This window comes from Janthinobacterium sp. TPC_1 (genome assembly GCF_056037845.1).
Genome location: NZ_CP195157.1, coordinates 1,476,467 through 1,488,804, shown reverse-complemented (window position 1 = coordinate 1,488,804; position 12,338 = coordinate 1,476,467). Strand labels below are relative to the sequence as shown.

At 61.1% G+C, this 12,338-nt stretch carries 11 protein-coding genes and 1 pseudogene; 9 read left to right on the top strand and 3 right to left on the bottom strand.

All coding sequences use genetic code 11. From position 1 onward, the window contains the following. The first annotated feature begins 127 nt into the window (after nucleotides 1-127). A complete protein-coding gene (locus tag ACQVLG_RS07205; RefSeq protein ID WP_230540001.1) occupies nucleotides 128-868 on the top strand; it encodes a GntR family transcriptional regulator in 741 nt (246 codons plus the stop codon). Nucleotides 869-882: 14 nt separating this feature from the next. On the opposite strand, the gene ACQVLG_RS07200 is transcribed toward ACQVLG_RS07205, so the two are convergent. Next, nucleotides 883-1,698 carry a type 1 glutamine amidotransferase domain-containing protein gene (locus ACQVLG_RS07200; RefSeq protein ID WP_474293649.1) on the bottom strand — a complete coding sequence of 272 codons (816 nt, stop codon included), beginning with the start codon at nucleotides 1,696-1,698 and terminating at the stop codon, nucleotides 883-885. Between ACQVLG_RS07200 and ACQVLG_RS07195 the strand changes: the two genes are divergently transcribed. Next, entirely contained in the window at nucleotides 1,685-2,005 is a 321-nt protein-coding gene (locus tag ACQVLG_RS07195; RefSeq protein WP_474293647.1) for a hypothetical protein, read from the top strand. The genes ACQVLG_RS07200 and ACQVLG_RS07195 overlap by 14 nt on opposite strands. A 154-nt stretch (nucleotides 2,006-2,159) precedes the next feature. Here the strand turns inward: ACQVLG_RS07195 and ACQVLG_RS07190 are convergent, their stop codons facing one another. Beyond that, nucleotides 2,160-3,218, bottom strand: coding sequence for a helix-turn-helix transcriptional regulator (locus tag ACQVLG_RS07190; RefSeq protein WP_474293645.1), 1,059 nt, complete (start codon nucleotides 3,216-3,218; stop codon nucleotides 2,160-2,162). Nucleotides 3,219-3,405: 187 nt separating this feature from the next. Between ACQVLG_RS07190 and ACQVLG_RS07185 the strand changes: the two genes are divergently transcribed. From ACQVLG_RS07185 to ACQVLG_RS07155, 7 genes are all read left to right on the top strand, one after another. Next, nucleotides 3,406-4,287 carry an N-acetylmuramic acid 6-phosphate etherase gene (locus tag ACQVLG_RS07185; RefSeq protein WP_230539998.1) on the top strand — a complete coding sequence of 294 codons (882 nt, stop codon included), beginning with the start codon at nucleotides 3,406-3,408 and terminating at the stop codon, nucleotides 4,285-4,287. Nucleotides 4,288-4,332: 45 nt separating this feature from the next. Continuing rightward, on the top strand, nucleotides 4,333-5,631 hold the full coding sequence (locus ACQVLG_RS07180) for an MFS transporter (RefSeq protein WP_474293642.1): 1,299 nt from the start codon (nucleotides 4,333-4,335) through the stop codon (nucleotides 5,629-5,631). 90 nt (nucleotides 5,632-5,721) lie between these two features. Beyond that, nucleotides 5,722-7,383 carry a glycoside hydrolase family 10-like protein gene (locus ACQVLG_RS07175; RefSeq protein ID WP_474293640.1) on the top strand — a complete coding sequence of 554 codons (1,662 nt, stop codon included), beginning with the start codon at nucleotides 5,722-5,724 and terminating at the stop codon, nucleotides 7,381-7,383. 131 nt (nucleotides 7,384-7,514) lie between these two features. After that, a complete protein-coding gene (locus ACQVLG_RS07170; protein WP_474293638.1) occupies nucleotides 7,515-8,459 on the top strand; it encodes a BadF/BadG/BcrA/BcrD ATPase family protein in 945 nt (314 codons plus the stop codon). Beyond that, nucleotides 8,456-9,256, top strand: coding sequence for an N-acetylmuramoyl-L-alanine amidase (locus ACQVLG_RS07165; protein WP_474293636.1), 801 nt, complete (start codon nucleotides 8,456-8,458; stop codon nucleotides 9,254-9,256). The genes ACQVLG_RS07170 and ACQVLG_RS07165 overlap by 4 nt, the downstream gene beginning before the upstream one ends. An 82-nt stretch (nucleotides 9,257-9,338) precedes the next feature. After that, complete coding sequence (locus ACQVLG_RS07160) at nucleotides 9,339-10,241, top strand: LysR family transcriptional regulator (protein ID WP_474293634.1); 903 nt, start codon at nucleotides 9,339-9,341, stop codon at nucleotides 10,239-10,241. Further along, nucleotides 10,241-10,858: a M15 family metallopeptidase gene (locus tag ACQVLG_RS07155; RefSeq protein ID WP_474293632.1), complete on the top strand. Its 618-nt coding sequence runs from the start codon at nucleotides 10,241-10,243 to the stop codon at nucleotides 10,856-10,858. The genes ACQVLG_RS07160 and ACQVLG_RS07155 overlap by 1 nt, the downstream gene beginning before the upstream one ends. Here ACQVLG_RS07155 and ACQVLG_RS07150 read toward each other — a convergent pair. After that, nucleotides 10,855-12,233, bottom strand: a pseudogene (locus ACQVLG_RS07150) (sodium-dependent transporter). The gene ACQVLG_RS07155 and the pseudogene ACQVLG_RS07150 sit on opposite strands and share 4 nt — an antisense overlap. Nucleotides 12,234-12,338 lie beyond the last annotated feature (105 nt).

The window sequence follows — 12,338 nt, the reverse complement described above, 5'->3', positions numbered from 1 at the left end:
ACGTATGGTAAAACATCGTTTTTTTAAATGTATAACCGTTATTTATGCCCATTTTCCATTTATTCATGGGTGGACGGGCTACGCGCAAGCGCCATCGCTATTACACTAGGAGGACAAGGAGAACTGTATGAGCCAGACCAGCGTAGAACTCAAGGTCGATTTAAATGACAATTCGCCTTTATATATGCAGATCGCCCGCAAGCTGAGCGATGACGTACGCAACGGCCGCTACCAGGTAGACCAGGCCCTGCCATCCGAACGTACCCTGTCCGAACTGCTCGACGTATCGCGCGTGACTGCCCGCAAGGCCATCGATCAATTGGTCGAGCAAGGCCTCGTCGTGCGCCGCCGTGGTTCGGGCAACTATATTGCCCCGCGCATCGAGCAGCCCCTGTCGAACCTGTCGAGCTTTTCCGAGCAGCTGCAGCAGCGCGGCTACCGTCCCGGCTCGCGCTGGCTCAAGCGCGAAGTCGTCATCGCCAGCAGCGATGAACAGCTGAGCCTGGGCCTGGCGCAGAACACGAAAGTGGCGCGCCTGGAGCGCCTGCGCCTGGCCGACGACGTCGTGATGGCATATGAAGTGAGCGTGCTGCCGTTCAGCGTGGTGCCGGACCCGGCCGCCATGGGCGACTCGCTGTACGAATACTTGAGCAGCATCAAGAAGGCCCCCGTGCGCGCCTTGCAGCACATCCGCGCCATGAATGCGACGGATGTGCTGGCCAAGCAGCTGGGCATCCCCGATGGCCAGGCCGTGCTGTTCATCACGCGCATCGCCTACCTGGACTCGGGCGAAGCGGTGGAACTGACGCATTCGTATTGCCGCAGCGACCATTACGACTTCGTGGCGGAAATGCGCCGTTCTCCTTAATTCAGCTGCCTGAATTACTGCTGGATCAGGCGGATCATGGATTCGGCCACGCCGACGGACGATTCCCAGCTCATGCCGGTCACCAGCCGGCCATCGACCTCGACGTGACTCTTGCCATTGGCGCCGTGCCGGAAAATGCCGCCATGGCGCTTGATGCTGGCTTCCGCCGAGAAGGGATAGGCCTTGTATACCGGCGATTCCTTGTTGAGATACGCATCGGGGAACGAGGTGAGCACCTTGCCCTGGATCAGGAAAGTCCCGTCACTGAGCTTCAGATTCTTGATGCCCTCGGTGCCATGGCAGATGGCCGCGATCACCCCGCCTTGTTGCTCGTAGATACGCATAGCGATGTCCTGCAGCGGCTTGTTGTCCGGGATGCCGACGATGGCCGCGCCGCCGCCGACGAAAGCCATGCCCGCATACTCGTCTGCCCTGACCTCGGAAACGGGCTTGGTATGGGCCAGTGCCCACATGAAATCACTGTCGTACAGATGCTTTTTGAGCAACTCGTCCGACGTGACGATCATTTCCAGGGGAATGGCGCCTCCCTCGGGACTGACGAAGTCGACCGCGTACCCTGCTTTGCGAAAGGCATCATAGGTATAGGCCAGCTCGGGAAAATTATTGCCCGCGTTAATTTTTGTACCGGGATATTGATGCACATTTGATACGACCAGCAGCACTTTGCGTGCATGGCGCGGGGCTGCGGGCTCGCGATCAGCCGACTTGCTGATGATCTTCCAGTTGCCGGCGATCTTTTTCAAAAGAAAGACATCCACATAGCGTACCCCTTGCTGGGGAATGTGGATCTCGGCCTTGGCGGTGGCCACCTTGCCGCTCGCCTCCACCTTGATCAGTCGCCCGTGGCGCCCATTGAATTGGCCTATTTTCTCTCTGGGGAAAGAGTTTGGCGTATTCCGGACCGCTGAGCTCCCATTCCGTATCGTTTTTGCCGTCCAGGTAAAGGCGGGAATTGGTATGGAAGGCCTGGTTGATCTCGTCCGGTACGTTGAAGCTGGTTCCGTGCAGATACAAGCGCACGGTTTCCCGGATGGCATTTTCGTCCTGGTCGGCGGTTGCGGCGGTGCCGGCGGCGGCGCTGCCGAGCAAGCAACAGGCGAGTACCGTTCGCAATAAAAACTGAATCATGACTTTACCCTGAATGAATAACTGCGTTTATCGGAGCAACGACTATTTCAGGTCGTTGCTGGTCGATAAGTTATCGAAATGCAGGGGAGTTGATGTCGCCAAACATGATTTCAGACTCCGGAATGGCGATTCCGGAGCGGTTTTACGCGGAAACGGCCCTGGCCGCTAGGCTGGATTGGGCGCGGAAGCTGGCGGGTGTCTGCCCAGTAACTTTCTTGAAGGCCGAGTAGAAGGTGGAACTGGAATTGAACCCGCAGCGTTCGGCAACGGTATCCATGTTCAGTTGCGGCTCGTCGGCCAAGACCTGTTTCGCTTCGGCGATACGGTATTCGTTGACGTAGGTGGTGAAGCTCTTGCTCAGCTTGTCATTCAGCACTTGCGACACCTGCGCCTGCGTGCACCCTGCCCGTTTGGCCAGTTGCGCCAGGGTGAGGTTCGGATTCAGATAGGATTTCTGCCCGCTCATCTGTTGTTCCAGCGCAGCGAGCACGGCAAGCGCATCTTCGTGCGTCAGGCGGCTGTTCTGGTACTTCTGCCTCGGGTCGGAAGGCGTCGAGGTTTCCTTTCTCAGCAGAAAGACCATGACCGCGACATGCAGCGAGAAGGTAAATGACAAGGCGCCGACAATATACGACGTGAACGGCGTGCTCGCGTACGCCGCCAGCATGACACCGCTGCCTGCAAAGACGCTCAGCAGGAGTACGCTGCCGGTCGCCATCCGCTGTCCGTCGTTCAGCCATGCATGGCGGCTTTGCCAGAGCAACTTGGCAGTTGCCAGCAGGTAGCATAACCAGAACACATGAATGGCATGGCTCGACTGGTTCCACACAGCACGATACGCGGAATACGGAAAGGCAACGCCTATGCCTATCAGCAGGAAGGACAGGCCGAGATGCCAGCGCCATTCTTGGCCGGCAGGCTGTTGCGCGCGCCCGGCCAGGAACGAGCGTACATACAGATAGGTCAAGGGGCCGATCAGCAGGCAGGCCGACAGGCCCAGCTGGCGGAATTCGATGGCGATCGCCGGGTTGAAGTAGAGGAAGGCGGATTTGGCGGTGCGCACCCCCACGGCAAGCAGCAATGCACCGAGCATGCAATCGGCCAGGCAGCGAGGCCGGCGGCTGAAAAAATAGACGGCCAGGAAGATGCCGTTGATGGCGCCCAGGGCGCTAAACAGGAACAGCAATTGGCGAGCGATCATGGGCGTGTCGTGGATTGTGGCGTCGAACCCAAGTATAGACACACAAACGGGAGCGTATCGAAGTACAAGTAGTACACCACGTCCTGCATCAGCCATAAACTCCCGTTATGCCCGCCCGCCATCCTTTCATGGTTGATCTTGCATATCGGTATTAAACTGGTTTCACCTTCAACCATGTTCTGAAATCATGTTGAAAACTGAAACCCCGAGCCGGCGGCATCCGGATCTGGACCTGTATCCGGTGGAGCAACTGGTGGCGGCGCTGGTCGATGACCAGTTCTGGGCCGTCGAAGCCGTGCGGCTGGCCTCGCCGCAAATCGCTGCCGCCATCACGGCCGCCCTGCCCCGCATCGCCGCCGGCGGACGCCTGCTGTACGTGGGTGCGGGCACGTCGGGACGCCTGGGCGTGCTCGACAGCGTTGAATTGACTCCCACGTTCTCCTGGCCGCCCGAGCGGGCCGTCGCCATCCTGGCCGGCGGCGCGGGCGCCATGTTCACGGCCGTCGAAGGGGCGGAAGATGATGTACAGCAAGGCGAGCGCGATGTGCTGGCCCTGTTGCCGCAAGTAAATGACGTGGTGATCCTGCTGGCCGCCTCGGGCGCCACGCCGTATGTGCTCGGTGCGCTGCTGGCCGCGCGCAAGGCGGGTGCCTTGACCATAGGCATCGCCAACAATGTGGACGCCCCCGTGGCGCACGAGGCGCAATGCGGCATCGTGCTCGACACGGGTATGGAAGTCATTTCCGGCAGCACGCGCCTGAAAGCGGGCACGGCGCAAAAAATCACCCTGAACACGATTTCCAGCGCCCTGATGGTGGGTTTGCACAAAACTTACGGAAACTTGATGGTAGACTTGAAGCCGACCAACGCCAAGCTGATCTGGCGGGCCGTGCGTCTGACCATGCATGCCACGGGCGCCAGCGAGGCGCAGGCCAGGGCCGTGCTGGAGCAATGCCACTATCACGTCAAGGTGGCGATTGTTGCCTTGATCAAAAAAATCAACACAAACCAGGCACAGGCATTGTTGGCCGGCGCGGACGGCAGTGTGCGGGCAGCACTGGCGGCGTGATCCGATGGCGCGGCATTCTTCTGTCTGGGAGACCAAGAAGGATGTATGGAGCTAGTGAAACAAGCCGCCCCGGCGCGCACCAATAAGCCATGGCTGTGGATCCCTTCCCTGTATTTCGGCCAGGGCATTCCCTATGTAGTGGTCATGACCTTGTCCGTGATCATGTACAAGAATTACGGCTTTTCCAATACGGATATCGCGCTGTACACAAGCTGGCTGTACTTGCCCTGGGTCATCAAGCCCCTGTGGTCGCCTTTCATCGATATGTACCGCACCAAGCGCTTCTGGATTGTCGGCTTGCAGCTGGTGATCGGCGCCGCGCTGGCGCTGGTGGCCCTGACGACGTCCCTGCCCCATTTCTTCCAGATCAGCCTGGCCGTTTTCTGGCTGATGGCCTTCAGTTCCGCCACGCATGATATCGCCGCCGACGGCTTTTATATGCTGGGCCTGGAAGAGCACCAGCAGGCGGCCTTCGTCGGCGTGCGCAGCACTTTCTATCGCCTGGCGATGATCGCGGGCCAGGGCGGCCTGGTGTTTCTGGCCGGCTATCTGACGCATGCGACGGGCAATGTACAGCTGGCCTGGTCCGTCGTGTTTGCCATTCTGGCGGGCCTGTTCATCACCCTCTTCCTGTACCACTATTTTATTCTGCCGAAACCGCAGGACGACCGCCCCAGCATCCAGGACGCTGGTATTTCCCCGCTGCAGGAGTTCGTCGCCACCTTTGCCGCGTTTTTCCGGAAGAAGGATATTCTCGTCATCCTGGGATTTTTGCTGCTGTTCCGGCTCGGCGAAGCGCAACTGCTGAAATTGGCCGCACCCTTCCTGCTCGACCCCGTCGCCAAGGGCGGCCTGGGCCTCACGACGGAACAGGTGGGCCTCGTCTACGGCACCATCGGCGTGATCGCCCTGACCCTCGGCGGCTTGCTGGGAGGCTTCATCATTTCCCGCTTCGGCTTGAAACGTTGCCTGTGGATCATGGTGCTGTCCGTCCACTTGCCCGACCTGGTCTTCGTCTACCTGGCCAGCGCCCTGCCCAGCAACATCTATGTGATCGCCGGTGGTATTGCGTTGGAGCAATTTGGCTATGGCTTCGGTTTCGCTTCTTATATGTTGTACATGATCATGGTGTCCGATGGCGCCCATAAAACGGCCCATTACGCCATTTGCACGGGCTTCATGGCTCTGGGCATGATGTTGCCGGGCATGGCCAGCGGCTGGATACAGCAAATGCTCGGCTACCAGCACTTCTTCATCTGGGTGTGCATCGCCACGATTCCCGCTTTCATCATGGCCGCGCTGGTCAAGATCGACCCGGAATTCGGCAAGAAGGCCGAGGCCTGATTCTTTTGAACCGTGCGCCCGCAAGGATGGCGGGCGCACAGTAAAATGCCCCACCGATAGACCTGCGCTTCACCACTGCAAGGAATTGTTTTGTTGTCTACTTTCAAAAAACGCCTGGGCACCACGGCCGGCGTACTGGCCGCGCTGGCCACCGCCACATTGCTCAGCAGCTGTACCAGCACCAAACTGCCCTCCGCAGTGACGCCAGGCGAAGCGGGCTTGCCGGCCGTGCCGCCCGTGCAGCACATCACGGGCGAAGTGCCGCCGCCGGCGCCGCGCGAGTTCCGCGCCGCCTGGGTCTCGACGGTGGCCAATATCGACTGGCCCAGCCGCAGCAATTTGCCGGTCGCCAAGCAGCAAGCCGAGGCGATCGCCATCCTCGACCGCGCCAAGTCCTTGAATCTGAACGCGATTGTGCTGCAGGTGCGTCCCAGCGCGGACACGATTTACCCGTCGCAACTGGAACCGTGGTCGGAATACCTGACGGGCAAGCAAGGCCAGCCGCCGTTGCCCATGTATGACCCGCTGGCTTTCTGGGTGGTCCAGGCGCATGCCCGGGGCCTGGAATTGCACGCCTGGTTCAATCCCTACCGTGCCCGCCACGCGACGGCCAAGTCGCCGCTGGCGCGCGACAGTTTCGCGTCCACCAACCCGGCGTCCGTCAAACAATACGGCCGCTACCTGTGGATGGACCCGGGCGACGCGGCCGCCTCGAAGCACACGACGGACGTGGTGCTGGACGTGGTGCGCCGCTACGATATCGATGGCGTGCACATCGACGATTACTTTTATCCGTATCCGATCGACGCGCCTGGCGCCGGTGCCGGTGCGGAAACGGCCGCGCTGGACGCGGGCAATGGCGGCGCCAAGCGCGAACTGCCTTTCCCCGATGAGCCTTCCTGGCAGCAATATCTGCTGGCCGGTGGCGATCTCGACCGCGCTTCGTGGCGCCGCCAGAACGTCAATCAGTTGATCGAAGCGTTATATACCGGCATCCACCGCGAAAAGAGCTGGGTGCGCTTCGGCATCAGTCCGTTCGGCATCGGCCGTCCCGACCGCCGTCCTGCCGGCATCGTCGGCTTCAGCCAGTACGATAAATTGTATGCGGATGCGGAATTGTGGCTGGCCAAGGGATGGCTCGATTATCTGTCGCCGCAGCTGTACTGGCCTGTGGCTCAGGCGCCGCAAGCGTTTGGCGTGCTGCTCGACTACTGGCTGGCGCAAAATCCGTACGGCCGCCACGTGTGGCCCGGTTTATATACGAGCCGCATCGACAATTCCGCCAAGTCCTTCACGCCGCAAGAGATCATCAAGCAGATCGAAGTGACGCGCACGCGCCCCGGCGCGAATGGGCAAGTGCATTTCAGCATGGTGCCGCTGATGCAGAACCGCAAAGGTGTCAGCGAGCAACTCAAGGCGACCGTGTATCAAAGCCCTGCCCTGATTCCCGCCACGCCATGGCTGGGCAAGGAAGCGCCCGGCACGCCCGTGCTGGCCTTGCGCCGCGATTCCACCAGCCTGAACGTCAAGCTGACGTCGGGCGGTGGCAAACCCGTGGCGCAGTACGCCGTCTGGGCCCGTTATGGCGAAGACTGGCGTTTTACCGTGGTCACGGGCGTGCAAAGCGAGCTGACCTTGGTCGACGATGCCACCGGCAAAGTCAATGCGGTGGTGGTCAGCGCCGTGGACCGCCTCGGCAATGAAAGCCCCCGCGTCACCGTGCGCGAACCGTTTACGGCCCCCGCCAAGTAATTTGTTGCCGGATCACCGGCAGTCCATAACCTGCAGGCATGAAACATGCGTAAGCTTTCATGCCTGCAAGCTCCGCTTGGCTTTACACTCATGCCATGATTTCCTTCCCTGCAACCAATACTGACACTGCCGTGCTTGGGCTGGGCATCGACGCGGGCGGCACGCAGACGCGCTGGGCCCTGGCCACCGCCGATGGCGTCATCGTGGCCGACGGCGCCGTGGAAGGCTTGTCTGCTTTGCAAATGGGCAGCGCCGCGGGCCGCGCGGCCGTGCACGCCACGTTTGCCGGGCTATGCCAGGCCGTGCTGGCCGTCGGCCGGCCGCGCGCCGTGGTGGCGGGCTTGACGGGTTTTGGCGGCGACGACCTTGCGCTGGCGCAAATGTTGTCCGCTTTGCTGGCGCTGGATGCTGGCGACGTCAGCATCGGCAACGATATCGACATCGCTTATCGCGACAGTTTTGAACCAGGCGAAGGTTATCTGGTCTACGCAGGCACGGGCTCGATTGCCGCCTGGATCGATGCGGATGGTGTGTTTCACCGCGCGGGCGGGCGCGGCGTGCTGCTCGACGATGGCGGCGGCGGCTACTGGATCGCGCGCGAAGCCTTGCGCCACATCTGGCGCCGCGAAGACGAGGCGCCCGGCAGCTGGCAAAGCTCGCCCATGGCCGGGGCCGTGTTTGCGCATATCGGCGGCAGTGACTGGTCGCTGTCGCGCAATTTCATGTATGGCCAGGACCGGGGCGCCATCGGCCGCCTGGCGCTGGCCGTGGCCGCCAGTGCGGATGCCGATCCGCTGGCGCTGGACATCTTGCAGCGCGCAGGACAGGAACTGACGCGCCTGGCGTTGGCCCTGACGGCGCGCTATGGCCCCCGTCCCTGGTGCTGGCCGGGCGCGCGGCGCAATTGCACCCGGCCATCGCGGCTGCCATGCGTGCCGCTTTGCCTGTATCGTTGCAGATGGAGCAAAAAGTTGCCCGTTCGCATGAGGCCGCGGCCAAGGTGGCAGCCCGGGCAGCGGGCCAGCGTACTGGCAAGAACTGACTATTTTATTAACCCGAACACGGATCTTTCATGAAAAAAATCGCCCTCGCCCTGCTGGTGGCCCTGCTTTCCGCCTGTACCACGCCCGCGCCGCACCTCGACCATAGCTTGACGGCGCGCAGCCAGAGCCCGCGCGTAAAATTCATCGTCATTCATTACACGGTCAGCGACCTGCCCCGCTCGATCAAGATCCTGACGGAACAAGTGGTCAGCAGCCATTATTTGCTGACGGACACGGACAAGCCGAAGTTTTACGTTTTGGTCGACGAATCGCGCCAGGCCAATCACGCGGGTGTGAGTAACTGGAAGACTTATACACAGTTGAATGTCAGCTCGATCGGCATCGAGATCGTCAATCCCGGCTACAAGGACACGCCGGAAGGCCGCCTCTGGTATCCGTTTCCCCAGGCACAGATCGATGAGCTGATTCCGCTGCTGAAAGATATCCAGGCCCGCTACAACATCGCGCCGGAAAACATCCTCGGCCATAACGAAATCGCCCCGCAGCGCAAGCAGGATCCGGGTCCGCTGTTTCCATGGCGTCAGCTGGCCGATGCGGGCCTGATCGTCTGGCCCGATGCCAACCGTGTCGCCGCGCAGCGCCTCATTTTTGAGCAGCAAGTGCCGGATGCAGTCTGGTTTCAGAAAAAGCTGGCCCAGCATGGCTATGCGACGCCGCAGACGGGCCTGTTCGACGAAGCGACGCGCAATGTACTGATCGCCTTCCAGATGAAATACCGCAATACGCGCTTTGACGGCATGCCCGACGGCGAGACGGCAGCCTTGCTGGAAGTGCTGACGACACCGGCCGCAGCTGTTGTAGCAAAGTAGCACGGCGTTCCAGCCCATGACTTTTTCTTATATGCTGAACGTTGACGGCCCAGGCGGCCACGGCAAGGTAAAGGAATAGCTCATGCGGCTGCGTCATATCGAAGTGTTTCACGCCATCATGCAAGTTGGCACCATCAGCGGCGCGGCCCAGGTGCTGCATATCTCGCAGCCGGCCGTGACCAAGGTCTTGCAGCATTGCGAGTTGCAACTGGGCATGCCGCTGTTCGAGCGCGTGCGGGGCAAGCTGTACCCGAAGCCCGAGGCGCACCGTTTGTTTGTCGAAACGGAAAAGCTCAACCGCGATTTATTGGGCATCCGCCGCCTGGCGGCCAGCCTGAAGGGCCACGCGGTGGAAACCATCCGCCTGGTGTCCACGCCGACGCTCGCCATCAGCGTCTTGCCGTTTGCCATGACGGAATGGCGGCGCGACTTTCCACACACACGTTGCCAGCTGGCCACCCATCACACGGGCGAGATCGTCAATACCCTGCGCCTGGGTGAAGCGGACCTGGCCGTATCGCTGCAAGACCCGCGCCATCCGGGCATCGTGGCCGAACCGCTCGCGCAGGGCGTCATGACGGTGATCGCCCCGGCCGGCACCTGGCATGCGGCCGATTGCGGCACACCGTTGACGGCGCATGGCCTGAATGGCGAGCTGATCGGCCATGCGGACAACGATCCGCTGGGCGAACTGGTGGTCGCCGCCTGCGAGGCGCAGGATATCCACCCCGTCTTCAGTACCGTGGTGCAGACCTATCAAATCGCCCGTTCCCTGGTGGAAGCGGGCGCCGGCATGGCCGTGGTCGACCCGTTCACGGCCGCGTCCGGCTCGCCCGAGCGGCTGCAGCGCCGTCCCTGGGCGCCCACGATACCGATCCAACTGTATTTATTGACGGCGAGCCACTCGCCGCTGTCGCATGGCGCGCGGCGCCTGGCCGACAGCATCGGCGTGGCGGCGCGCAACTGCCTGGAAAGAGGAGTCTGATGTCTGTTGCAAGTTTGCAATTGGAAGCGGTCGGCAACGATCCGCAATTTCGCCACCTGAGCAGCATCGCCGGCATCGCCGTCGACTTGCGCTATGCCACGCCCGACAATTTCGTCGGCCGCGACTTATACAGCCCCATCGATTGCGCCTGGCTGCACCGTGACGCGGCCGCCGCGCTGGAGCAGGCCGTGGCCTGGCTGGCCGAGCATCGCCCCGATCACCATTTATTGGTGCTCGATGCCCTGCGCCCGCAACGCGTGCAGCAGCAGCTGTGGGATGCGCTGCAGGGAACGGAGTTGCTGGGTTACATCGCCGAACCGTCGCGCGGCTCGATCCACTCGTTCGGCATGGCGCTCGACATCACCATTGTGGGGCCGGACGGCAGGGAACTGGACATGGGCACGGGCTTTGACGATCTGAGTGAGCGCTCGCATCCGGCGCTGGAGCTGGCTTTGCTGGAGAAGGGGGAAATTACGGAGGAGCAAGTGGAGCATCGCCGCTTGCTGCGCGACGCCATGTCCAGGCGGGCTTCTTCGGCATCAACAGCGAATGGTGGCACTTCGATTGCGGCGACCGGGTGCTGGTGCGCCAGACCTACACCCGGGTTCTCTAATTAGAAGACTTTCAGGCCCTTCAGCATCACGATCAGGATCAGCACGGGCGAGACAAAGCGCAGCAGGAACAGCAGCACATGCGCCAGGGTTTGATTTTGCAACTGGCCGTGATTGCTGATTGCCTCGATGAAATTGTGCTTGCCCCAGGCCCAGCCTGTAAACAAGGCAATCGCGATGCCGCCCACGGGCAGGAAGATATTCGACGAGACGAAGTCGAACAGATCAAACATATTCAAATTGAATAGCTTGAAGTCTGCCAGGCTGCTGTTGCTCAGCGCGCACACGGAGCCGAGCACGGCCAGCAGCAGCATGGTTACGACCGTGGCCTTCGTGCGCGTCCAGCCGAAGCGCTCATGGAAAATCACCACGGGCACTTCCATCAGCGACAGCATCGCCCCCGTGGCGGCAACGGCGGCGAGGATGAAGAACACCACCATCAGGGCTTGCCCCATCGGGATTTGCGAAAACACGGCGGGAATCGTGATGAACACCAGCGACGGTCCCGCACTGGGGGCGAAACCAAATGTGAATACGGCGGGGAAGATGGCGATACCGGCCAGCATCGATACACCGAGGTCGGCCGCCATCACGCGCAAGGTGGTGACGGGGATATTCTGGTCATCGCGGAAATAGCTGCCGTAGGTCATCATCGTGCCCATGCCGACGGACAATTTAAAGAAGGCCAGGCCCATGGCCGTCAGCACGACGGAAGCCGTCAGCTTGGAAAAATCAGGACGGAACAGGAAGGCCAGGCCTTCGCCCGCCTTATCGAGCGACAGGCTGACCGCGCACAGCAGCAGCAACAGCAGGAACAGCAGCGGCATGAGTTTCTTGGCGATCGCCTCGATGCCCTTGGTCACGCCCAGCATCAATATACCGCCGATAAACAGCAGCACGCCCCATTGCACAACAGCGATTGCAAAGGATTGCTGATCAGGGAGGCGAAAGCCGCTTCCGTCACCAGCTTGTCGCTGCTCAAGATGGAGCCATCGATGGCCTTGGCGATATAGGCAAACACCCAGCCCACCACTTCCGAATAAAACGCGACGATCAGGAAGGCGGCGACCATGCCGATGAGGCCGACCAGCCACCAGGGCTTGCCCTTCGGTGCCAGCCGTTCCATGGTGGAGATGGGATTGACCTTGGCGCGGCGCCCCAGGGTGATTTCCGCGATCATCACGGGCAATCCCACTAACAAGGTAGCGAGCAGATAGATGAGCAGGAAGCCGGCGCCGCCATTGGCGCCTGTCAGATAGGGGAACTTCCAGATATTGCCGAGACCGACTGCGGAACCGAGGGTGGCGGCGAGCACGCCGAAGCCAGTGGTAAAGCCAGCTCGTTTCAGGGTCAGGCCTGATCCTTGAGCTTGTTGTTTCATGGTGAATCTTCTATGGTTCTATATATAGGCAAGCGCCGTTTGGCGCGGAGGGGGCGAAATTGTAGCAGTTGGCCGCAAATACCCCGGAAAAGCCTTGCTTCCACT

Excerpts from the sequence above, each read along its gene's own strand:
- ACQVLG_RS07205 (WP_230540001.1), top strand. The coding sequence starts at position 128 with ATGAGCCAGACCAGCGTAGAACTCAAGGTCGATTTAAATGACAATTCG.
- ACQVLG_RS07165 (WP_474293636.1), top strand. The coding sequence starts at position 8,456 with ATGAAAAAAATCGCCCTCGCCCTGCTGGTGGCCCTGCTTTCCGCCTGT.
- ACQVLG_RS07180 (WP_474293642.1), top strand. The coding sequence starts at position 4,333 with ATGGAGCTAGTGAAACAAGCCGCCCCGGCGCGCACCAATAAGCCATGG.
- ACQVLG_RS07190 (WP_474293645.1), bottom strand. The coding sequence starts at position 3,218 with ATGATCGCTCGCCAATTGCTGTTCCTGTTTAGCGCCCTGGGCGCCATC.
- ACQVLG_RS07185 (WP_230539998.1), top strand. The coding sequence starts at position 3,406 with ATGTTGAAAACTGAAACCCCGAGCCGGCGGCATCCGGATCTGGACCTG.
- ACQVLG_RS07160 (WP_474293634.1), top strand. The coding sequence starts at position 9,339 with ATGCGGCTGCGTCATATCGAAGTGTTTCACGCCATCATGCAAGTTGGC.
- ACQVLG_RS07155 (WP_474293632.1), top strand. The coding sequence starts at position 10,241 with ATGTCTGTTGCAAGTTTGCAATTGGAAGCGGTCGGCAACGATCCGCAA.